The 21,885-nt window shown below is 56.9% G+C and carries 17 protein-coding genes and 1 tRNA gene; 6 read left to right on the top strand and 12 right to left on the bottom strand.

From position 1 onward, the window contains the following. The first annotated feature begins 127 nt into the window (after window positions 1-127). Both DTJ15_RS04105 and DTJ15_RS04100 read left to right on the top strand, forming a co-directional pair. Window positions 128-1,405, top strand: a complete 1,278-nt coding sequence (locus DTJ15_RS04105) for a hypothetical protein (RefSeq protein ID WP_249109490.1) — start codon at window positions 128-130, stop codon at window positions 1,403-1,405. Window positions 1,406-1,408: 3 nt separating this feature from the next. Beyond that, window positions 1,409-2,728, top strand: coding sequence for an AAA-associated domain-containing protein (locus DTJ15_RS04100; protein WP_043560129.1), 1,320 nt, complete (start codon window positions 1,409-1,411; stop codon window positions 2,726-2,728). 46 nt (window positions 2,729-2,774) lie between these two features. On the opposite strand, the gene msrA is transcribed toward DTJ15_RS04100, so the two are convergent. After that, on the bottom strand, window positions 2,775-3,308 hold the full coding sequence (msrA, locus tag DTJ15_RS04095; RefSeq protein ID WP_043560130.1) for a peptide-methionine (S)-S-oxide reductase MsrA: 534 nt from the start codon (window positions 3,306-3,308) through the stop codon (window positions 2,775-2,777). A gap of 170 nt (window positions 3,309-3,478) precedes the next feature. Here msrA and ilvD point away from each other — a divergent pair, with 170 nt between their 5' ends. After that, entirely contained in the window at window positions 3,479-5,332 is a 1,854-nt protein-coding gene (ilvD, locus tag DTJ15_RS04090) for a dihydroxy-acid dehydratase (protein WP_086431393.1), read from the top strand. Window positions 5,333-5,436: 104 nt separating this feature from the next. Here ilvD and DTJ15_RS04085 read toward each other — a convergent pair whose 3' ends face one another. Both DTJ15_RS04085 and DTJ15_RS04080 read right to left on the bottom strand, forming a co-directional pair. Continuing rightward, a complete protein-coding gene (locus DTJ15_RS04085) occupies window positions 5,437-8,142 on the bottom strand; it encodes a valine--tRNA ligase (protein WP_249085509.1) in 2,706 nt (901 codons plus the stop codon). Window positions 8,143-8,239: 97 nt separating this feature from the next. After that, complete coding sequence (locus tag DTJ15_RS04080; protein WP_081563152.1) at window positions 8,240-9,691, bottom strand: TolC family outer membrane protein; 1,452 nt, start codon at window positions 9,689-9,691, stop codon at window positions 8,240-8,242. A gap of 197 nt (window positions 9,692-9,888) precedes the next feature. Between DTJ15_RS04080 and DTJ15_RS04075 the strand changes: the two genes are divergently transcribed. After that, window positions 9,889-9,962 (top strand) — tRNA-Cys (locus tag DTJ15_RS04075). A gap of 372 nt (window positions 9,963-10,334) precedes the next feature. On the opposite strand, the gene glk is transcribed toward DTJ15_RS04075, so the two are convergent. Further along, a complete protein-coding gene (glk, locus tag DTJ15_RS04070) occupies window positions 10,335-11,312 on the bottom strand; it encodes a glucokinase (protein ID WP_154981442.1) in 978 nt (325 codons plus the stop codon). 95 nt (window positions 11,313-11,407) lie between these two features. Continuing rightward, entirely contained in the window at window positions 11,408-12,202 is a 795-nt protein-coding gene (locus DTJ15_RS04065; RefSeq protein WP_043560141.1) for an SDR family oxidoreductase, read from the bottom strand. Between the two features lie 87 nt (window positions 12,203-12,289). Here DTJ15_RS04065 and DTJ15_RS04060 point away from each other — a divergent pair, with 87 nt between their 5' ends. Next, window positions 12,290-13,468 carry a hypothetical protein gene (locus tag DTJ15_RS04060; RefSeq protein WP_043560144.1) on the top strand — a complete coding sequence of 393 codons (1,179 nt, stop codon included), beginning with the start codon at window positions 12,290-12,292 and terminating at the stop codon, window positions 13,466-13,468. Window positions 13,469-13,520: 52 nt separating this feature from the next. Here the strand turns inward: DTJ15_RS04060 and thiL are convergent, their stop codons facing one another. The 3 genes from thiL to nrdR are packed head-to-tail and all read right to left on the bottom strand — an operon-like array spanning window position 13,521 to window position 15,436. Beyond that, entirely contained in the window at window positions 13,521-14,465 is a 945-nt protein-coding gene (gene thiL / locus DTJ15_RS04055) for a thiamine-phosphate kinase (protein WP_081563150.1), read from the bottom strand. 12 nt (window positions 14,466-14,477) lie between these two features. Continuing rightward, entirely contained in the window at window positions 14,478-14,960 is a 483-nt protein-coding gene (gene nusB, locus DTJ15_RS04050) for a transcription antitermination factor NusB (RefSeq protein ID WP_249109489.1), read from the bottom strand. After that, on the bottom strand, window positions 14,957-15,436 hold the full coding sequence (gene nrdR / locus DTJ15_RS04045) for a transcriptional regulator NrdR (RefSeq protein WP_043560151.1): 480 nt from the start codon (window positions 15,434-15,436) through the stop codon (window positions 14,957-14,959). Before nrdR ends, nusB begins: the two co-directional genes overlap by 4 nt. Window positions 15,437-15,587: 151 nt before the next feature. Between nrdR and DTJ15_RS04040 the strand changes: the two genes are divergently transcribed. Further along, entirely contained in the window at window positions 15,588-16,094 is a 507-nt protein-coding gene (locus tag DTJ15_RS04040; protein WP_052349061.1) for a copper chaperone PCu(A)C, read from the top strand. Window positions 16,095-16,105: 11 nt separating this feature from the next. On the opposite strand, the gene recQ is transcribed toward DTJ15_RS04040, so the two are convergent. The 4 genes from recQ to cydD all read right to left on the bottom strand — a co-directional run bounded on the left by recQ (window position 16,106) and on the right by cydD (window position 21,851). Continuing rightward, window positions 16,106-17,950: a DNA helicase RecQ gene (recQ, locus tag DTJ15_RS04035; protein ID WP_052349192.1), complete on the bottom strand. Its 1,845-nt coding sequence runs from the start codon at window positions 17,948-17,950 to the stop codon at window positions 16,106-16,108. A 41-nt stretch (window positions 17,951-17,991) separates the two neighbouring features. Further along, the gene (locus DTJ15_RS04030) at window positions 17,992-18,408 is read right to left on the bottom strand and encodes an OmpA family protein (protein ID WP_081563148.1); all 417 of its coding nucleotides are present in this window, start codon (window positions 18,406-18,408) and stop codon (window positions 17,992-17,994) included. Between the two features lie 111 nt (window positions 18,409-18,519). After that, window positions 18,520-20,157 (bottom strand): thiol reductant ABC exporter subunit CydC, encoded by a 1,638-nt coding sequence (gene cydC / locus DTJ15_RS04025; RefSeq protein WP_249109488.1) that lies wholly within the window; start codon window positions 20,155-20,157, stop codon window positions 18,520-18,522. Next, the gene (gene cydD, locus DTJ15_RS04020; RefSeq protein WP_249109487.1) at window positions 20,154-21,851 is read right to left on the bottom strand and encodes a thiol reductant ABC exporter subunit CydD; all 1,698 of its coding nucleotides are present in this window, start codon (window positions 21,849-21,851) and stop codon (window positions 20,154-20,156) included. Before cydD ends, cydC begins: the two co-directional genes overlap by 4 nt. Window positions 21,852-21,885: the final 34 nt, after the last annotated feature.

The raw sequence follows: 21,885 nt of genomic DNA, 5'->3' as shown, positions 1-21,885 counted from the left end.
GCACTGGCTGTTGGCTTATCAGGGAAGTGGTCTCTCCTGCTGTGTCCTGATTCTGGGGGGACTGTATGGGCTTCTGCGGGCATGTGGTCTGGTGCCCTTCCCTGTCTTCCCGTCTCCATGGGATGATATGTTCTGGACCCTGGGCAAGGGAGTGGTGGCGCTGCTTCTGGCGGCTGCGGGGCATTGTGTTCTCCTCTCCTTGGCGGCCTGTTCGACTGGCCTGCGTCGGGCGCTGGCTGGTGTGACGGCCATACTGGGAGAAATTCCCTCCCTTTGCCTTGTCGGGCTGTTCTGTATGGTCATGACGCCGTTCTGGGATGTCGTGGCGGTGGGCTGCTTCAGCCTGCTGGTCAGGAGTGTCCATGCCACCCTGAAAGCGGAAACAGGAATCCCGTCCAGTTTTCTGAAAACGGCAAGAGCCTTGCGGCTGGGGCGCTGGCAGGGTTTCTGGCGCCTTCACATCCCGTTTGCCTTCCCTGAACTCGTACGGTCCGTTCTGAGGGACCTGCCCGATTTCTGGCTCCGTATTCTGGGAGGGGAGCTGGTTCTTGCACTGTTTCTTTCCCATACCCCTTCCGGGTTGGGGGGAGCACTTCTCTCGGCTCTGAAAACAGGCGGAGAGCTGTTCGCCTGTGGCGTACTGCTTCTCATGCTGGTGCCTGTGCTGCTGGTTCAGCATGGTCTTATTGCGCCCCTGCGCGGATACGGTCGGCATTATGCCGTCTGTGACCAGATGCAGACACAGAGGCTGGAGGAGCGTTCCGCTTCCTGGAAGAGGCGCTGCCTGCTGGGAGGGGCCGGAACCATGCTGACCATGATCCTTTCCTGGGGGTTCTGGGGCATACCGGGGCCGTTGGGAGCTCTTGTGGTAGCGGTCTGTCTGGTTGGTGGGGTCTGGGGGTGGCTGGGGGGCCTGCTGCTGGGTGCTCCTGTACAGGTGCAGAAGCGGATCCGGAAGGCCTGCCTGGTGGTAGCGCTTTTCCCTGTTTTCATGGTCTGGCTGGGACTGTCCGTACCCGTTCCTCTGAATGTCATGCCGGCTCTGGCGGTCATGGGCATCACTGGCTGGGCGTTTCTTCGGGAAGCCGACGTTGCGGGGCGTCAGTTCATCGTGATGGGGCATCATCTTCGTTTGCCCCTGTGGTCATTCTGGAAGGATGTCCGCCTGCCCCTGCTTTGCCCGCCTCTGCTGCAGGCAGCTGTCGTGGCGCTGCCTTTTTTCTGGGATAATGTCTATCTGGCCGCTCTGCTGGAAAGGAAAACGCTCCATCTGCGTATTCTTCAGGCTCACGCCTACAGTGTACAGGGCATCCTGCTGTGCCTGATGACGCTGATGGCTGTGTCTGTCCGATGGGGTATCTGCATTCCATTGCAGGAGCGCATGGCGCACCGTTATAGGATCTAGCTCATGAGTGCTATCTTACGCTTGGCCGACTGTGCACAGTTTGCACATAAATCCCGCCATCAGGACGTTCCCATTGTTGAACAGGTCAACATGGATGTTCGGGAGGGGGAAATTCTGGGGCTTGTCGGACGTTCAGGCTCGGGCAAATCCAGCCTTCTGAAGATCATGGCTGGCCTGGAACAGCCCCGAAAGGGGAAAGTGTTCTGGCGGGAAGGACGAGCTACTGCCCAGACGCTCGAAACGGTGTCCATCATCCTTCAGGATGATGTTCTCTTTCCATGGCTGACAGTACGGGAAAATGTTCTTCTTGCTCTGGAGGCCAGACGTCAGCCCCGGGAAGAGCGGGAAAAAATTGCGGATGCCATCATCGAGGTCCTCGATATGGACGGATATGAAGGTGCCTATCCGAGAGAGCTTTCTGATGCTCTGGCAGAACGGGCCTCGCTGATCCGTGCTCTGGCACGGCAGCCTGAAATCCTTCTGCTTGATGAGCCTTTTCTCAATATCGATCATCTGAGCGCCGAAAACCTGCGAACAGACCTGATAGAACTGTGGCAGGAACATCGGCTGGGACCTTTGAAAGCCATGGTGCTGGCCACTCATGCCATTGAAGAAGCCGTGCTGATGTGTGACAGGATTTTACTGTTCTCATCGGGGCCAGGGCGTATCACGCATGAGATTGTTGTGCCCTTCCCCCATCCCCGGAATCGTCAGGACGATGATTTCCGCCATTTTGTGGATCAGATATATACATTGATGACCCTTCGGGCGCCCAGTGTTTCGGAGGCTGACCTTTCCACGCCCGATCAGGGAGAGGTTCAGGATGAGAGTGATTCCTTCATCGTGCTGCCCGACATTTCCATTGAACTTCTGGTCGGCCTCATGGAATCGCTGGAACATGCGCCCCTCTCTGGTCGGGCAGACCTGCCGGAGCTGGCCAATCAACTCCAGATGACTCTTGATGACCTTTTCCCGCTGGGTGAAACCCTGCAATTGCTGGATTTTGCAGAGCTGGAGGATGGAGACATCATGCTTACCAGCACGGGCCGTACCTTCGTGGAAGGCGATGCCGATGCGCGCCGGGACATCATGCGGACGGCCCTGCTCCATTCCGTCCCGCTGCTGAAGCTGATCCGCAGCACGCTGGATGAGCGGAGCAACCATGCCATGGATGCTGATATATTCCGCCGCAAGCTGGAAGATACCATGTCCACAACCTATGCCCGGCAGACAATGAATACAGCCATATCATGGGCCCGTTATGCCAATCTGTTTGGCTATGATGAAGAAACGGACCGTGTGCTGCTGGAATATGACGAGTGAAGGAACCTTTTTCCGTTCCTCCACTGTTGTCATGATGGAGAACTGATTATTTCAGCCGGTCCCGGTAGAGCTTGCGGGCCTTGGCAACCTTGGGAGCCACGACAGCGGCGCAATAGGCTGTTTCCGGGTTGCGGGCAAAATAATCATGATGGCTTTCTTCCGCCTCCCAGAAGTGGGCAGGTCCCTCAATGGAGGTGACAAGCGGTGCCTCCCAGATGTTCTGGGCTGCAATGTCGTCCCGGACTGTCCGGGCAACGGCCTGTTGGGCTTCATCACCAAAGATGACGGAGCGGTATTGCGTGCCTACGTCATTGCCCTGCCTGTTCAGCTGGGTCGGGTCATGGGTTGTGAAGAAAACCCGGAGAATATCTTCCAGACCAATTTCAGCAGGATTGAACACCACCCGTACTACCTCGGCATGGCCGGTCCTGCCGGTACAGACAGCCTTGTAGCTGGGATGCTCTACATGACCACCCGCATACCCGGGTTTGGCAGAGATGATGCCCCTGAGACCGTTGAAGATGGCTTCGACACACCAGAAGCACCCGCCCCCAAGGATGATGGATGATGTCTGTGTCATGGTTGCTCCTGTCTGTCTAAAATCGTGAGTGCCCTGCATATGGCCTTCAGCGGCCTGTATCGCTAGGGGGCAATCACCATGCTTTTCATATCTTTCAATTTTTTTGTTTTATGTTACCGTTTCTTACTATAGAACGCCCTGAAATATTTTTTTTGAAAGAGGTTTCCTGAATGCCTGCCTATCGTTCCCATACAAGCACCCGTGGCCGCAACATGGCAGGGGCCCGTGCGCTCTGGAGAGCGACAGGCATGAAGGATGGGGACTTCAGCAAACCCATCATTGCCATTGCCAATTCCTATACCCAGTTCGTGCCCGGTCATGTCCATCTCAAGGACATGGGAGCTCTGGTGGCTTCGGCTGTGGAGGAAGCCGGTGGTGTGGCCAGGGAATTCAACACCATTGCCGTGGATGACGGTATCGCCATGGGGCATGGCGGGATGCTCTATTCCCTGCCCTCACGGGAACTGATTGCGGATTCCGTGGAATATATGGTCAATGCCCACTGTGCCGATGCGCTGGTCTGTATCAGCAACTGTGACAAGATTACACCGGGCATGCTCATGGCCTCGCTACGGCTGAACATCCCGACCGTTTTCGTGTCTGGCGGGCCAATGGAAGCTGGCAAGGCAGACATGGACGGCATTGAGCGGGCGGTTGATCTTGTGACCTCCATGGTGGCGGCAGCTGATGAACGTGTCAGTGATGACATCTCCGAACGTGTGGAACGATCCGCCTGTCCGACCTGCGGTTCATGCTCGGGCATGTTCACGGCCAATTCCATGAACTGTCTGACGGAGGCGCTTGGTCTTTCCCTGCCGGGCAATGGCTCTCTTCTGGCGACACATGCCAAACGTAAGGAGCTTTTTCTTGGGGCTGGCCGCCTGAGCGTAGAGCTGGCAAAGCGCTGGTATGAGGAAGGCGATGCAACGGCTCTTCCCCGTGGCATTGCTACGAAGGCGGCTTTCACCAACGCCATGACGCTGGACATTGCCATGGGGGGCTCCACCAACACGGTGCTGCATCTGTTGGCCGCAGCCCGGGAAGCCGGAGTCGATTTCACGATGAGTGATATTGATGCCCTGTCCCGGAAGGTCCCTCACCTCTGCAAGGTGTCGCCCTCCGTTGCCAATGTACATATGGAGGATGTCCACCGGGCTGGCGGGATTCCGGCCATTCTTGGAGAGCTGGATCGTGCCGGCCTGATTGATGCGGGAACGCCGACTGTGCACTCTCCTACGCTGGCGGCGTCCCTGAGGCGTTGGGACATCATGCAGAATCAGGATGAGGCGGAAGAGCTGTTCCGGGCAGCGCCTGGTGGTGTGCGGACGGTTGAGGCTTTTTCCCAGAACAGCCTGTACAGGGAGCTGGACCGGGACCGTCGGACCGGTGTTCTGCGTGACCGGAACCACGCCTTCTCGCAGGATGGCGGGCTGGCTGTTCTTTATGGAAATCTGGCGCTGGATGGCGCCATCGTCAAAACGGCAGGGGTTGCAGAACATATTCTGAAGTTCAAGGGGCGTGCCCGTGTCTTTGACAGTCAGGATGCTGCTGTGAATGCCATTCTGGGCAAGGAGATCATACCGGGTGATGTCGTGGTCATCCGGTATGAAGGGCCCAAAGGCGGACCGGGAATGCAGGAAATGCTCTACCCGACCAGCTATCTTAAATCCATGGGGCTGGGAGAATCCTGCGCACTGATTACTGATGGACGTTTTTCAGGCGGGAGTTCTGGGCTTTCTGTTGGTCACATGTCTCCGGAAGCCGCTGAAGGCGGTCTGATCGGCCTGGTGGAAGAAGGTGATGCCATTATCATCGACATTCCTGAAAGGCGTCTGCATCTGGAAGTGTCGGAGACAGAGCTTGAAGCGCGCCGTGCTGCCATGCATGGGAAGGGCTCTGCAGGCTGGCAGCCTCAGCGTGAACGTGTCGTTTCCACGGCTCTGAAGGCTTATGCGGCCATGACGACCAGTGCAGCCCATGGGGCTGTTCGGGATCTGTCCCAGATCATCGTCAAGAAGCTGTAATATCAGGGACGGTTGTCAGTACCGTCCCTCTCGATAAATCCCTTACAATAAAAAAGCCTGCCGTTTCAGGGCAGGCTTTTTTTTACTCTGATGGCAACGGGAAATCAGCTTATACGCCCCAGAGCTGTTTTCTGCTTGGCAAGCTCCTGCTGGAACGTCTCCAGCCGGTCACGATTTTCCTGAACAACCTCAGGCTTGGCACGGGCAACAAAGTTCTCATTGCCGAGCTTCTTTTCGACCTTGCCGATTTCCCCCTCAAGCCGTGTGATTTCCTTCTGGAGACGGGCTTTTTCCGCCTCAAGGTCGATCACACCCTCCAGCGGCAGGAAGATGGTTGCTTCATCCAGAATGAGCTGGGCAGCCATTTTCGGCGGCTCCCCTGCCAGTGGTGAAACTTCGGAGGCACGAGCCATCTGGTCGATGGCAGCCTGCCATTTACGGGCCCGTTCGAGCGTTTTTTCCGAAGCATCACGCAGCAGCAGCGGGGCTTTCTGGGATGGCGGAACATTCATTTCTGCCCGAACAGTCCGCACATCACTGATCAACCGGATGACCCAGTTGACTTCATCCGCAGCGTCTTCAGCACCGGCAATCTGGGGAATCTCAGGCCAGCTGTCGGTCCCAAACGGTCCAGAATAACCCAGCTTCTCCCAGAGCGTGCTGGTCACGAATGGAATGACGGGGTGCATCATGCGCAGAATAATACCCAGTACATACGCACCAGCTGCCTTCAGCTCTTCTGCCTCCACACCACCGGCCCGGAAGGTCGGTTTGGAGAATTCCACGAACCAGTCACAGAAAATATTCCAGACAAAATTGTAACAGCAGCGTGTGTACTCATCAAAACGGGAGGCTTCCAGTGCCGCATCGGCTTGTGTCACGGCCTTGCGGGCTTCCTCCAGAATCCAGCGGGCCATGGTGGACTGGACAGCAGATGGATTGAAACCGGGATTCGGTTTCACGCCATTCATCTGGAGGAACCGGGAGGCGTTCCAGAGCTTCGTGATGAAGGCTCTATGTTCTTCAACACGGGTACGGCCCAGCTTGATGTCCCGTCCCAGCCCAGCACCCGCAGCAATGGCAAGGCGGGTAGCGTCCGCCCCGTAATCGGCAATCAGATCCAGAGGATCAATACCATTGCCTCGGGACTTGGACATTTTCTGTCCCTTCTCATCCCGAACAAGGCCATGGATCAGTATTTTGCGGAAAGGAACCTTCCCCATGAAGTGAAGCCCCATCATCATCATCCGGGATACCCAGAAAAAGATGATGTCAAAGCCGGTGACCAGGGTGCTGGTTGGATAATAGAACTCCAGCTCTTCCGTCCTGTCCGGCCAGCCCAGTGTCGTGAACGGCCAGAGAGCCGAGCTGAACCATGTGTCCAGCACGTCTTCATCCTGCGTCAGGGTGATGGAAGGGCCAGCCTTCTTCTGGGCTTCTTCTTCCGTCTCTGCAACGTAGGTTTTTCCATCAGACCCATACCAGGCCGGTATCTGATGCCCCCACCAGAGCTGACGGCTGATGCACCACGGCTGAAGGTCCCTCATCCAGGCGAAGAAGGTATTCTCCCATTGTTGGGGTTCAAAGACCATTTCACCGGACTGGACAGCCTCGACGGCGGGCTGTGCCAGTCTGGGCGCATCGCAGTACCATTGCAGCGTCAGTCTCGGCTCCACAATGGCACCGCCACGTTCGGCTGTGGGTACCTGAAGCACATGGGGCTCGATTTTTTCCAGCCAGCCCATCTCTTCCAGCTTTTCAACGATCTTCTTACGGGCCTCATCACGGTGGAGACCTTCCAGAGCCTGGACGAACTCGATGTCGCTTATGCCAGCGTGGTCAGCCAGTTCGGCACGGATCTCATCCAGCCAGATGCAGGCGCTTTCATCCAGAATGGTCGGTGCTGGCAGGTCATGACGCTTTCCGACTTCGAAGTCATTGAAATCATGAGCTGGTGTGATTTTGACAGCCCCTGTTCCCTTTTCCGGGTCTGAATGTTCGTCTGCCACGACAGGGATGCGCCGCCCCGTCAGGGGAAGGATGATGGTCTGGCCAACCATGCTGGTATAGCGGTCATCTTCCGGATTGACGGCCACAGCCACGTCGCCCAGCATGGTTTCCGGTCGGGTTGTGGCAATCGTGATGGTTCCACCGTTTTCCAGAGGATAACGGATATGCCACATGGAGCCTTTTGTTTCCCTGTTCTCCACCTCCAGATCAGAAATGGCCGAGCGGAAAACAGGGTCCCAGTTGACAAGACGACGGTCCCGATAGATCAGCCCTTCTTCATGCAGCTGGACGAATACCTTGCGAACGGCGCGTGATAGACCTTCATCCATGGTGAACCGTTCACGGGTCCAGTCCGCCGAGGCACCAAGGCGGCGAAGCTGCTGGATGATGGTCCCGCCATATTCATTCTTCCAGTCCCAGACACGCTCAATGAAGCGGGGCCGACCAAGCTCTTTCCTGTTGATGCCTTCCTTGTCCAGAGCCCGTTCGACAACCATCTGCGTGGCGATACCGGCATGATCTGTACCGGGCTGCCAGAGAACATTGGCCCCTTTCTCCCTCTGCCAGCGGATAAGAATATCCTGGAGAGTGAAGGTCAGGGCGTGCCCGAGATGCAGTGTCCCCGTGACGTTGGGGGGCGGAAACATGATGGAATAAGGTGAGCCACCTTTCCCGGGGTCCGCCCTGAACGTCCCGGCATTTTCCCACAATCTGTAAAGTGTGGTTTCGTAATCGGCGGGGATGAAGGCCTTTTCCAGATCGGAAGGAATCAGAGAAGAGTGTGCATTCTGTTCGGACATGGTTTCCCGGGTCATGATGTAGCGTGTCAGAGGGTGATGTTCATATCACCGGCATGAAAACTTGCCGATAGGCAGAGGCGAAAAACCCCTCCCCCATTTATCGGCCTGGCTGGTTCACCTGATAATCCCCAACGCCCCAGAGGCGGTTTTTAACGGCATGATAATAGGCTTTTTCATCATACAGGGGGACATTCAGTTTCAGGTCCACAGCGGTGAGATGGCCCATGGCACGGGCAATGTCGTAGGAGGAGGTGACCAAGGATGTCACGCTCTGGATGAGTGCACGCTGTGACTGCAACAATGTGGCCTGCTGCTGGAGGACGGACAGGGTTGTTGCCGTACCGACAAGAGCCTGCCTTTCGACACCGGCAAGGGCCGCCATATTGGAGGAAACGGCAATCTGGTGGCTGCGGAGCGTGTCCTTGATGGACATGTAGGTCTGCCAGCTTTCTGATGTCTGCTCCAGGGCAGACCTGCGCTGGACATCCACCTCATTGCGGGCTGCGATGGCCGTCTGGCGGGCCTGCCGGACGGCTGCATATTCACTCCCTCCCTGATAGAGGGGAATCTGGAGGTTGAGCGTGGCGTATTTGTTGTCCTGCAGGGACTGGTCCTGCCCCTGATCTTTTGAACGCTGATAAGCCACTCCGGCAGAAAGTTTGGGCATGATGGCCGACATCTGGAGGGAGATGTTGTCTTTCTGCTGTGCTTCATTGAAGAGTGCGGCGATCACGTTCGGATTGTTCCGCACGGCCTCTGCTACGGCTTCCTGTTCCGTACGGACAGGCAGGGCCAGAGGCTGTGGTGGAACGAGGTCTGGTGGGGCCGGCACACCAACGACCTGGAGATAGCTGGCCTGGGCTGCCTGCACGGCACCTTCTGTCTGATGACGTTCGGCCGTGGCTGTTGCAAGGGCACCCTGCGCCTGCGCCACGTCTGTCCGGCTCAGTTCCCCGAGGCGGAAGCGCCTGTTCGCTGCATCCAGCTGGGCCCGCAGAGCCCTCTCATTATTGATGCTGACCTGGAGGAGCTGAAGATTGGCGACCAGACGGACATAGGCATTCATGGCCCCGTAAAGGACCTCCTGCTCCGTTTCTATCAGCCGAGCTCTCTGGGCAAAAATCTGGTTGCGGGCCATATGGATGCTCGCAACCGTTTTTCCGCCCTGATAGATGGGCTGGGTCAGCGATACGGTCGTGTTGTAACCGCCACTGTTATAATGCTGGATGTTGGGCAGCCTGACAGTCTGGCCATTGATCTCGGTCTGCTGTGTGTAGCGGCTGCTGCCCTTGTAGTAGGTCAGTGACCCATTGGCCGTAATGGTTGGTCGCCACCCCGCCTCTGCTGCGGACATCTGCTCATCAACAGAGCGGAGCTGCGCCCGGGCTTCCCGAAGCTGGGGGTTCGTCAGATAGGTCAGAGCCAAGGCATCTTTCAGGGTATGAGGGACGAACTCCGGGTTGCCATTGGGATTTGTAACCGCTGTCTGGGCATGGCCATGCTGGCACAGGAGCCCGGCTCCAACACATAGGCCCAGCCCCATCTTCATCGATTTTCTAATTTTTGAAAAAAAATGGGGCGGGAGTTTCATGCTCGTTAATCTGCCGGTTTGGTCGTCTGTTTCGGAAAAGATGTGCAAGAGGGACTATAAGGGAGAATCTCACTGAAAATAAGCGAAAAATGCCCTGTATCGTTTTCTCCCTATTGACCTGTGAGTAATAATCCTTATTAAGGACACACACCTGAGGTCTGGTGGCAGAATGGCTATGCATCGGACTGCAAATCCGCGTATGTGGGTTCGATTCCCGCCCAGACCTCCATGGTGTTATCCCGATTCCTCCCGATACGTCCCAGACACCTTGAGAAACAGCCATTCTCGGGGTAGCGACTATTCCGATTAGTCCCGGTGTATCCCACAATTTTGGGGGCATATAAGGGGGTAATATTTCTGGGGAATTTCCCTTTTTGATGACGGTTTTTTGTGTGGTCGCAGGCCACACAGGCGCTTCATGGAATTTCAGATTCTACTTCGTCCAAGCTGTTTCTCCCGAAACATGACGAAAAAGGGTGCGGCTTGGCAAAATATGGAGCGAATGGAACAGGGCCCTCGATCAGACCTGCATTTTTTCAGAAAATCATATCATGATGAAGGAAGGGAGCATCCTCTTTCTGGATGACTCCCCTCATTCAGATCAAGCAGTTTCTGCCTGTTTGCTGGCATAAGCAGCGGCAGCACCGTACAGGCCAGGCTGCGGATGTGTGATGATTTTCACCGGCATTTCGCTCATCATGGTTTCGAAACGCCCCTTGGCGATGAACCGCTCAGCAAAGCCGGAATGCGGTAGAATATTTGCTAGGCGCTGGCCCAGCCCACCGGCCACAACAACACCATGAGCCCCATGGGCAAGAGCCAGGTCCCCGGCAACAGCTCCGAGACTCAGGAAGAAGCGCTCCAGTGCTGCGGCGGCCAGATTGTCCGTTCCTTCCATCGCTGTGGTCCACAGGGTGCGGTTGTCCTTGATGGTGATGGGACGATCCTGAAGTTCTGCAATGACTTCATACAGGTTGGTCAGGCCCGGCCCTGAGACGATTCTCTCAACAGAAACACGACGGAAACGTTCACGAAGCGCCTGAAGGATATGATCTTCCACCGCATCCAGCGGCGAGAAGTCCATGTGCCCACCTTCCGTAGCGATCACATGATATCCATCTTCGCCACGCAGAAGGCTTGCCACCCCCAGTCCCGTACCCGGACCAAGAATGGTGATGGTCCCCTCGGAGGGAAGATCAACATCTGGACCACACAGGTGGTTCATGTATTCCGGGCCAACCTGGGCCACAGCATGACCGATCGCTCCGAAGTCGTTCACCAGAACGAAATCATCCAGCTTCAGGCGGCTGCCAAGCTGGGCCGGCTGGATGATCCACGGATTGTTGGTCATCTTGAGGACTTCGCCATTGATCGGACAGGCCACGGCAATGCCCGCTTCCCGGGGAATGGGGCGCCCCAGTGACCGGCCAAAAGCCTCCCATGCCAGCGCCAGGGAAGCGTGCTCGGCACATTTGAGTGTCGTTGCTTCCCCGAGAGACACCACCCGACCATCCTTGATTTCAGCGATGGCAAAGCGGGCATGGGTTCCGCCGATATCAACGGCAACAATTTCTTTCATACGTTTATCCCTTCAATACGCAGAGAGATGTGCTGCTCCATTTTCCCATGCCCCCTTCCTGTCTGCAAGCACCTGACCTGTAAGGTTTTCTTCAATTATTGGTGGGCAGTCTTTTCATGTTCAGGATGCTGCATGACATCCAGCCGCCGCAGGATGCGATGGGCGATAGGACGGGGAAGGACCATCTCCAGCAGACGGGTCAGCTGGAACACCCACGGGAATACAAGAACCCCCCTGCCCTGATTGATGCTGCGGGCGATTTTGCGGGCTGCTTTCTCCACCGGAACGAGGAAAGCCTGCTCACCGTCCAGCCGCTGGCTCATGGGGGTATCCACAAAACCTGGAGCGATCAGGCAGACACGGACATTATGAGGTGTCATGGCTGCCTGGAGGGCCGTGCTGAAGCGTCCCAACCCTGCTTTGGAGCCACTATAGACTGTGGCCAGCGGCAGATCATGGAAGGAAGCGACAGACCCCATCAGGGCGATGCGTCCATGACGACGGGCTGCCATGCGGTTTGCCATTTCGGTGGCCATGGCCACGGGGGTGGCAAAATTGACCATGGACATTCTGAGGGCTGTCTCTGCTGATTCAGCAAGGGCGCCATGAGGCCGGATGTCCGCCATCCCGGCTGAGAGGATCAGGATGTCGATCGGCAGCTGGTCATCGGTATAGGCAAGGGCTTTCAGGGCCTCATCGGCCTGTGTCAGGTCGATGCTGAAGATGTCCACGCTGGCACCTTTTGCACGCACTGCGGACGCCGTTTTTCCCAGCCGCTCTTCACTCCGTCCCCACAGTGTCAGATGTACGCCGGGACGGGCATAATACTCCGCCAGAGCCGCCCCGATGCCGCTGGAAGCGCCAGTTATGAGGATGTGATGCCGAGGCATCGTTGAGTTTTTTTCTGGTCTGGACATGAAGCCCCTTTCATTTTTGCCCTCTAGCGGGAAGGCTCGTGTACGAGTATAGCCATTGCTATGCAATGTGAAGCGCCAAACTCTCAATCTGCCAAGGTCGATGTTCGTCCCGTGACCACACGGGGAGATTTACGTCGTTTTATCACACTTCCGCGCCATATCTATAAAGGAATGGACGGCTTCGTCCCCCCGCTGGACATGGAGCAGAGGCACCTGCTCAGCCCCAAGGAATCCCCGGTTTTCCGCCATGCGGAGATACAGTATTTCTTGGCTTGGTGCGATGGTCGCCCCGTTGGACGAATCGCCGCGATTGTTGATCATAAGGCAATTGATCACTGGCAGGAAGTTATTGGGCAGTTTGGTGCGCTTGATGCCATTCCTGAACGGGAGATTGTCTCAGCCCTTCTACAGGCTGTTGAGGATTGGCTGAAAAAACGGCAGATTTCCAAGATACGCGGCCCAGTCACGCTGAGCGGAAATGCGGAGACCGGGACCATGGTGGAAGGGCAGCGCTCCGCCCCCATGATTGCCATTCCCTGGCACCCGAAAGGTCTGGATGCCCTCATCCGTCAATGTGGATATGAGAAGGCGCAGGACCTGCTGAGCTACCGGCTGGAGTTGGATGGAACGACGGAAGAGCGCTTCAAGGTTCCAGGCAATCTGAGACTCGGTGAAGGGCGGCTCAGCACGATTACGACCCGCAATCTTTCCAAGAAGGAAATCACTACCCAGGGAGAGGTGCTGCGGAAGCTGTATAATGATGCCTGGTCACATAAGTACAATTTTGTGCCCATGCAGGATTACGAAATGACGGCCATGATCGAGCAGATCAAGCCGCTCCTGCGCCCTGAGCATTATGTCCAGATTGATCAGAATGGCGAACCGGTTGCCATGGCCATGGTTCTTCCCAATCTCTACGACATTGCGGGGGATCTGGGAGGAGCACCATCACCTCTTGGGTGGATGCGGCTTGGCTACCGGCTGGCAACGCACCGTTTTCGGTCGGCCCGTGTGATTCTGCTGGGTGTTTCCAGCAAAATGCGCGGAACGATGCTTGGGTCGCTTCTGCCTTCTCTCGCCATTGTGGAACTGATGCGTCGTGGTCATACGCTGCCTTACAAATGGGTTGAACTTGGCTGGGTTCTGGAGAGTGATGTCGGAATGAGGAATCTGGCGGAATCTCTCGTGCCTCATCCACATAAAACACATCGTCTTTACGAAAAAAATCTTTCTGCCTGATGAGGCTGGGTGGAGGAAGTGCCCTTCTTCCTCCATCATGGTCTGGCAGTGATCAGAAATGCTGCCAGCCGGTCCGTGAGAAATTGATGGGGGCGTGCTGTCTGTCCAGCATGGTCACGCCTTCGCCTTCTGTCACCATGCCCACTTTGGTGAGGGGCACACCGTGCTGTCTGCAATGGGCCTGCAAAGCGTCCTCGCTGGCGGCGGGGCAGGTCAGCAGAAGTTCGTAATCATCCCCTCCGAGGAGGATTATCTCCCGGTGAGTCGCCATATGGGCAGCAACCTCAGGGACAAGAGGCAGCTTTTCTTCAAAAAGGGTGATGGCCACACCAGATTCTTCGGCAATATGGCCAGAATCCTGCAACAGACCGTCCGAGATATCCATGGCAGCACTGACGATACCATACAGGGAAAGGCCGGTACGAGGTGTCGGTATACGATAGGCCTCTACAAGAGAAGCGTCCCCTGTCGCCAGTTTGCCCAGTCGGATCTGCAATCCCAACGCAGCCCGTCCGAGACTGCCGGTAATCCAGACACCATCTCCTGCTCTGGCACCATCACGGCGTAAAACCTGTCCCCGCTGGACTGATCCCAGAATGGTGACATTCAGCATCAGCGGGGAAGGACTGCCAGTTGTGTCGCCTCCCAGAAGAGAAATGTCATACTGTTTCTGATCCGCTGCCAGCCCGGCAGCAAATTCCGTAAACCAGGCTTCATCATAATGCCGTCCTGGCGGAACACTGACATTCAGCATGTAATGGCGTGGCCGACTGCCCATGGCAGCCAGGTCTGAGAGATTGCAGCGTAGCAGCTTGCGGGCAATCGTCCCTGCCGGATCATCTGGGAGGAAATGAAGCCCCTCAACCATGGTATCGCTGGAGAGAACAAGTTCTTCCCCTGCTGGGAGAGCCATGGTTGCTCCATCATTGCGAAGCTCCATGGCGCCGGGCCCTGCAAGCGGACGGAAATGCCGGGCTATGAAGTCAAACTCGCCCATCTGTACCGTCCTTTACCGTGCGCCCTGCTCTCCGCCCAGCTGACGGGCAAATCTGTCCAGAATGCCATTGACCATCTTCGGTTCATCCCCACTGAAAAAGCCATGGGCGACATCCAGATACTCATTGATGGCAACCTGGGCTGGCAGCCCTGTCATCATTTCTCCAACAGCCGTGCGCAACAGGGCACGCAGGACAGGGTCAAGACGGTCCATCGGCCAGCTTTCAGGAAGCAGTGCTGTCAGAGTCGTGTCGATGGCATCCTGTTTCAGCACGGCATTGCGGACAAGCTCTTCCAGCAGGTTCAGGTCGGCATCAGGAATATGGCCATCTTCAAAACAGGCCGTAGAGGCAACATGCCTGTGCCGGATGAACTCCATGAGGACACTCTCGGGATTGGCACCTGTCTGTTCGCACTGATACAGGGCCTGCGTGGCTGCCATGCGGGCAATTGTCCGGCTGCGTTTACGTGATGTAGTGGATGACGGTTCGGTCATGGGGTCTCCTGAGAGGGGGGATTGGCGGGGCTGTTCATATCGACAAGAATTTTGGAGAACGCCTCAATCTCCCGAAAATCTTTATAGACACTGGCAAAGCGGACATAGGCAACGCCATCAATCTCACGCAGCGCATCCATGACGAGCTCTCCGATCCTGTAGGATGGGATTTCCTGTTCGCCGGAGGCTTCCAGCTGTCTGACAAGGCCATTCAGCAGGCGCTCCTGCTGTACCTCATCGACAGGCCGTTTCCGCAGGGCAATCCGGATGGACCGGGCCAGTTTGTCACGATCGAAAGGAATGTGGCGACCATCGGCCTTGATGACGGTCAGTTCACGCAGCTGCACACGTTCAATGGTGGTGAAGCGTTGCGCACAGGCACAGCAGACACGCCGACGGCGGATGGCAGCGCCATCTTCTGCCGAGCGGCTATCCTTGACCTGCGTTTCCTGATTTCCGCAAAAAGGGCAGTACATGGCATAATCCGAAAAGCAACCAGAGCAGGGTCTTTCTTGACCCCGCCTGCTGCACAGTTTATCGGAAATGGCAGCATTGAGGAATATGAAAGGGCTTTTTTCTTTATGATTGCCCTGTCTTTTCCCAGGCCATATGGCAGGAGCGAGGATCATGAACAGGACAGGACGCAACTCCCTGACAATAGCAGCCCTGCTGATCGGTCTCGGGCTGGAAAGTGCCGCCGCTACCGACAGTGGTGTAGCCCCCCCGCCTCTTTCCCTGAAGAGCATCACCATCAATGATGCCGCGCTGCACACACGCTACAGGGAAGCTCCGTTTGCTTTCGGGACATTCTCGCTGAGCAATCATGGGGTAACGGACATGCTGCTGCGCGGTATCACATCTCCCGGATGCAATTCCGTCACGTCGAACCGGAACAGCCAGGTTGCGATCCAGTCTCCCCGGCAGACATATGATATTTTCCAGCGCATGGCTGTGCCGCATGAAGGGACGCTCGTTTTTCCGACAAGTGGCTATCATCTGATCTGCCACGGGCTGAAAGTCCCCTATCAGGCTGGCAGCAAACTTGATTTCACGTTTCATTTTCAGGATGTGGGAGACGTGACGGCTTCGTTTGTCATGCAGCCGATTGTGGAAGAAAAACACGTCGGCCCCTGATGCTCCCCTTTTCAGGGAGCTTCCTGCAGAATGGCCAGAACCGCATCGCCGTAACGTTCGATCTTGCTCTGACCAACCCCACGGATGTCTCCCAGCTCCTGCCTGTTGGTTGGACGGGCCCGGATGATCTCCCGCAAGGTGGCGTCACGAAAAATGATGTAGGGCGGGATTTCCTGCTGATAGGCTTCTTCCCGCCGCCACATCTTCAGCGCCAGGAAATGGCGATATTCTTCATCAGAAAGCCCTTCATTGGGGTCATTCCGTGGCGTGTCCCCCATGCTGGCCATGTGGCGTGACGTTGCATCTTCCCTCAGGCTGACGGACACCTCTCCCCTGAGAATGGGCCGTGCTGTCTCCCGCTTCAGTCCCAATCCGCCATGATCCCCCACCATGCCAATCGCGCCACGGGCTATGAGCTGCCGGATGACCATACGCCACCAGACATCCGTTCTGTCTTTCCCAATCCCGAAGACTGAAAGGTGCTGAAGGGCGTGGCGTTCCACCGCTTCTGTCATTTTGCCCTTGAGAACAGCAATGAGCTGCACGGCTCCAAACCGTTCGCCTGTCCTGTATATGGTGGAGAGAACCTTTTGTGCTGCTTCAGTGGCATCAAAGGTAGAGGGAGGATGCAGACAGTTATCGCAATGGCCGCAGGGTTCATGCAGCGTTTCACCGAAACAGGCCAGAATGGCCTGGGTCCGGCAACCTGTTGTTTCTGTCAGGGAAATCATGCTTTCCAGCCGTCCCTGCATCGCCCGTTTTTCCGCCTCCGGCACCTGGGCTTCTTCCAGCCAGTAGCGGGCTCTGGCGACACCTTCTCCGCTGTAAAGCAGAAGAGTATGCGATGGTTCACCGTCACGTCCAGCACGGCCTATCTGCTGGTAATAGCCCTCTGGTGACGTCGGCATGTCCAGATGGATGACGGTGCGGACATCCGGGCGGTCGATGCCCATGCCAAAAGCTATGGTTGCCGCAACGATCATGGGCTCACCAGAACGGAACCGCAACAGGACATTCTTCTTGTCGGCGGGGGACATGCCAGCATGAAAAGCAAAAGCTGTATGGCCTTTTTCACGCAGCTGCCGGGCCAGTGTTTCCGTCTTCTTGCGGCTACCGCAATAGACGATGGCCGCACCCTGTCCCATATGGCGGTCCAGTGCATCCAGAACCTGACGTGTCTCCGAGTGTTTGGGCTGGGCCTGAAGAAACAGGTTGCTCCTGTGGAAACTGCCCATCAGTATGTGAGCCTGGGGCATGTCCAGAGCCGCCAGCATGTCACTTCGTGTGCGAGGGTCTGCCGTGGCTGTCAGCGCAATGCGGGGAACTCTGGGGAACAGCTGCTTCAGATTGGCCAGCTCTCGATATTCCGGCCGGAAATCATGGCCCCAGGCGGAAACGCAATGCGCTTCATCAATAGCAATGAGCGACAGGCTGCATCGCCGCAGCAGGTTGAGGCTGTACGGTGTCAGCAGTCTCTCGGGTGAAATATAGAGGAGGTCGAGCTGATCACAGAGCAGATCCTCCCGGACTGTCTGCTGATCCTGATACTCCATTTCGGAATGAAGGGCTGATGCCCTCACCCCGAGCTGCCTCAACCCGGCAACCTGATCTTCCATCAGGGCGATCAGGGGGGAGATGACGAGCCCAACCCCTTTGCGACAGAGAGCCGGTACCTGATAGCACAGGCTCTTCCCGCCGCCTGTTGGCATGAGGACGAGAACGTCCTCCCCTTTCATGACGGCCTGAACGGCACTCTCCTGAAGGCCCCGGAAGCTCTCAAAACCAAAAACCCGGTGCAGGACAGCTTCAGGAGTTTCACCAACATGACGGGGAAAGCGATCAATGGGGTTCCCTATTCCTTCGCAGGGTTCCCCGTCATGCTGATCGTGCTCCTGAATCAATGTGCGCCCAGATGGACCGTGACACGACGGAAGGCGACGCGTGAATTCTCGACATCTGTTGGCACGAAGGGTTCCTTGCGGATATCCTCACGCTTGATGCCATCCCGCACCAGCACATCAACCACAGAATCCGCACGGGCATCTGCGAGTTTTTTCAGCACGTCCGCATCCTCATTTTTCCCGGCAGAACCGGAAACCGTGATGTGCGAGATATTCCGTTTGTGGGCGGCATCAACGGCGCTGGCGATGATGGCCTCCCCTGTGGGGCTGAGGCTCACAGACTCCGTATCAAAAAACACGACATAATCATCCCGCGGCGGATGCGATACGCAGCCAGCCAGAAGCCCGGCCACCATGAGGGAGGTCGCCCCCACGGGAGCAAGACGACGCATGAAAGCAGAAACTTTCTTCATGGGAGCATCCTTCTCGTTACCTATGGAAAATGATCATCTTTAACTGCCCGTGCTTTGAGCTCCGGTCAATATGGGTCTGGGCCCTGGGAGTGGTAAAAATGCATCCATGGCTCAAAGAGGCTGGGACTTCAGGCGTCCCTCATGGAGGGTCCAGAGGTGATCCAACTGTTCCACTCCTGTAAGACGATGGGTAATCAGCAGGATGGTACGGGAGCGGTCCAGCTGGTTGAGTGTTGCCAGAAAGGCACGTTCCGTCTCCAGATCGAGCCCGGTACCGGGTTCATCAAGGATCAGTACCGGGGCTTCAGAAAGCAGCACGCGGGCCAGAGCAATGCGGCGCCCCTGCCCGCCGGAAATGTGGGACCCGTTTTCACCAATCCAGCTATCCAGCCCATCAGGCAGGGAACGCACGAAATCAGCAATCTGCGCCTGTTCCAGAGCAGCCCAGAGGGCTTTGTCAGAAAAGCCCTCCCGTCCCAGAAGCAGATTGGAGCGGATCGTGTCGTCAAAAAGATGGCTTGCCTGAGAGAGCCATGCCACCTGCTCCCGCAGGGCCTCGGTCTGGATGGAAGCCATGTCCTGCCCACCCAGTGTAATGCTTCCTTCCTGAGGCGCCACGACCTTGAGCAGCAGCGCTGCAAGACTGGACTTCCCGGCACCTGATGGTCCGACAAGTGCGGCCCTTTCCCCTGCCCGGAGTCTGAAATTCACATTCTGCAGAACGGGTTTTTCCGGTGTCCAGCCAAAGGTGACGTCCCGCCCTTCAATCTCATGGCCAGCGGGGGCAGGCGCTGTTCCTTCTGCGGGAGTGCCTTCAGGAATGACCGTGGCATCCACCACACGTTCTGCCGCATGGCGGATGCGCCCGAAAAGAAGGCCTGCCCTTGGTAGATCCACGATGCTGTCCAGAGCAGTCATGACAACAAAAAGAATGGTGATGCCCATGACAGCCTGCTCTTCAGGGAAGAAGACTCCCGCACATCCTGCCAGAGCAAGGATGATCCCCAGGCGGGTCAGCAACAGGGAGATGGCATGGATGTGTGCCATGGCCTGTCCCTGTCGACGCTGCACGGTGTAAAAGGCTTCCTCTGCGGCCAGAAACCGCTCTGCAGCGGCATCTTCCTGTCCGAAGATGCGCAATTCACGCATCCCTCCCACGAGATCAAGGGCCTGATTGTTCATGTCAGCCTGCGCCTGTTGCAGCTCTGGCCCCCAGCGATAGGACAGTTTCGCCATGAGTGCCGGCAAGGCAAAGGCGACCAGGCAGAAAATGACACCGATACTGAGTGCCAGGAGCAGGCTTCCCTTCAGACAAACCCAGATGACGATGGGCAGACTGAACAGCGCCGTTGCCAGCGGGACCAGAATACGCAGATAGAGACTGTCCAGACTCTGCACATCGGCCACGAGGCGGGAGAGCAGATCACCAGAACGCCGGAAGCCCAGCCCAGCTGCGGCTCCTTTGGCCAGATTTCTGTAAAACCAGAGGCGGATGTCTGCAAGAACCCGAAAGGTGGCGTCATGCGTGGCCAGACGTTCCAGATAGCGGAGAATGATACGGGCGGCGCCAGCAAAGCGGAGGATGCCAAAGGCAACGACCCCACCAATGGCGATCAGCCCGAGGCGGGAGCCGGTCTGGCCCATGAGCAGGAAAGCGGCACAGACGGAAAGTTCGGCCAGAACCAGCCCGATAAGCAGGCGTCCCCCACGGGCTTTCCATACATTCCATAATGGCTGCAATTGCCTCATGCCAGTGTCTCCTGTTCCGTAAGCCGTCCCGTCTCCATGGTAAGACGCACGGTCTCACCAATATTGTGGAACTGGGGCGAATGGGTGGAAATCAGGGCTGTACGACCCTTCAGCAGCCTCCGGAGAGACATGAGGATGTCCTGCTCCGTCATGGGGTCAAGATGGGCGGTAGGTTCATCCATGATGAGCAGCGGGGCATCTTTCAGGAAGGCACGGGCGATGGCGATCCGCTGGGCCTGCCCACCTGAAAGGCCGAATCCTCCTTCACCCAGTCTGGTCTCCAGCCCATCAGGAAGCAGGGGCAGATATCCCGTGATGGAAGATGCTTCCAAAGCCGCCTGAAGCTGCTTTTCAGACGCTTCAGGTGCAGCGAACATGATATTCTCACGCAGCGTACCTGCAAAAATGACCGGCTTCTGACCAATCCAGCTGATCTGTTGCGTGATTTCTGCCGGGCCCAGCGCCTGGAGGTCGACACCGCCAAGACGTATGGAACCTTCGAGGGGCCTGATGAAACCCAGCAGCATTTCAATGAGGGTTGATTTTCCAGCTCCTGATGGGCCCGTCAGCAGGGCCACGTCACCCGCCTTGAGCTGGAATGATACATCGTCAAGCGCCAGTGGCCGATCCTTTACCCACTGATAGGAAACCCCCTGCACATCAAGCTCAATACCCCGAGCCGTCCGCTCGGCACGTGGCTGGTCAGCAGATGTGCCAGCTGCCATTTCTGGCAGGGTCGGCAGTTTCTGTATGGCCTCGCCGCTGCTGGTAATCTGTGCTCTGTCCTGATAGGCCGCTGAGAGTGCACGGAATGGCGCAAAGGCTTCTGGTACCATGAGCACGGCAAACAGGATGCTGGTTGTCTGCGCAACAGACCCGCCATGCATGAGACCGTGGCGCTGGTCGATCACGATCCAGACCAAGGCAACGATCATGGCAACATCAGTGGATGCTGATGTCAGAAAGGCCAGACGCAGCACTTTCATGGTCCGCTGTCGCAGTTCATCAGCAGCCTGCCCCAGGCCTTGGGCATCTTTTTCCGCATTGCCGGAAAGAACGATGGTAGCAATGCCCCTGATCCTGTCCAGAAAACGGACCTGGAGGCGGTTGAGGGCAAGAAGCTGACGGCGTGAGGCAATGGCTGTAGCAATGCCGAACACGGCCTGGAAAAAAGGAAGGGAAAGGCAGCATCCCCCCAGAATGAGCCCTGCCCGGTGATTCTGCCAGAACACAACAAGAACGACAGACCACTGCGCTACCACCCAAAGGGCCGAGGCAGGCAACCAGCGGGCAAAATAGCCCTCCAGCGCTTCGATGCGGTCTGTCAACAGAGACGCCAGTGCAGCACTGTGCTGATGCCGGAGTAGCGCCGGCCCCTGTGCAAAAAAGCGGGACAGCAGCTCGCGCCGCAGGCGTTTGCGGGCCAGCTCACCGCTGGAGACAGCCAAGTGTTCCTGCACATATCCCAGAATGACACGGACGACAGACATGAGGATGAACATACCCAACCAGCGGGCATCCAGCCTCCCCCCGCCTGCCAGCAGGCCTGCCAGAATGGAGGCCAGGCTCCATACCAGCACCATTCCGGCAAGGACGTTGCACATTCCGATCAGGGCCATACACATGGTGGCTGGGCGATTGGCGCCATTCTGCTGCCGTACCCAGCCTTTGAGCATCTTCTTGTCTGCCTTCATGGGGAGACATATACAGAGGAAGCGGGGAAAAGAA

The organism is Parasaccharibacter sp. TMW 2.1891 (assembly GCF_023337675.1).
Classification (GTDB): Bacteria; Pseudomonadota; Alphaproteobacteria; order Acetobacterales; family Acetobacteraceae; genus Bombella; species Bombella apis.
The sequence above is the reverse complement of the archived record's forward strand: the minus strand, read 5'-3'. Positions and strand labels throughout refer to the sequence as shown.

Coding starts and splice junctions, on each gene's coding strand:
- DTJ15_RS04105 (WP_249109490.1), top strand. CDS start 128: ATGTTCTGGACCCTGGGCAAGGGAGTGGTGGCGCTGCTTCTGGCGGCT.
- DTJ15_RS04100 (WP_043560129.1), top strand. CDS start 1,409: ATGAGTGCTATCTTACGCTTGGCCGACTGTGCACAGTTTGCACATAAA.
- msrA (WP_043560130.1), bottom strand. CDS start 3,308: ATGACACAGACATCATCCATCATCCTTGGGGGCGGGTGCTTCTGGTGT.
- ilvD (WP_086431393.1), top strand. CDS start 3,479: ATGCCTGCCTATCGTTCCCATACAAGCACCCGTGGCCGCAACATGGCA.
- DTJ15_RS04085 (WP_249085509.1), bottom strand. CDS start 8,142: ATGTCCGAACAGAATGCACACTCTTCTCTGATTCCTTCCGATCTGGAA.
- DTJ15_RS04080 (WP_081563152.1), bottom strand. CDS start 9,691: ATGAAGATGGGGCTGGGCCTATGTGTTGGAGCCGGGCTCCTGTGCCAG.
- glk (WP_154981442.1), bottom strand. CDS start 11,312: ATGAAAGAAATTGTTGCCGTTGATATCGGCGGAACCCATGCCCGCTTT.
- DTJ15_RS04065 (WP_043560141.1), bottom strand. CDS start 12,202: ATGCCTCGGCATCACATCCTCATAACTGGCGCTTCCAGCGGCATCGGG.
- DTJ15_RS04060 (WP_043560144.1), top strand. CDS start 12,290: ATGCAATGTGAAGCGCCAAACTCTCAATCTGCCAAGGTCGATGTTCGT.
- thiL (WP_081563150.1), bottom strand. CDS start 14,465: ATGGGCGAGTTTGACTTCATAGCCCGGCATTTCCGTCCGCTTGCAGGG.
- nusB (WP_249109489.1), bottom strand. CDS start 14,960: ATGACCGAACCGTCATCCACTACATCACGTAAACGCAGCCGGACAATT.
- nrdR (WP_043560151.1), bottom strand. CDS start 15,436: ATGTACTGCCCTTTTTGCGGAAATCAGGAAACGCAGGTCAAGGATAGC.
- DTJ15_RS04040 (WP_052349061.1), top strand. CDS start 15,588: ATGAACAGGACAGGACGCAACTCCCTGACAATAGCAGCCCTGCTGATC.
- DTJ15_RS04030 (WP_081563148.1), bottom strand. CDS start 18,408: ATGAAGAAAGTTTCTGCTTTCATGCGTCGTCTTGCTCCCGTGGGGGCG.
- cydC (WP_249109488.1), bottom strand. CDS start 20,157: ATGAGGCAATTGCAGCCATTATGGAATGTATGGAAAGCCCGTGGGGGA.
- cydD (WP_249109487.1), bottom strand. CDS start 21,851: ATGAAGGCAGACAAGAAGATGCTCAAAGGCTGGGTACGGCAGCAGAAT.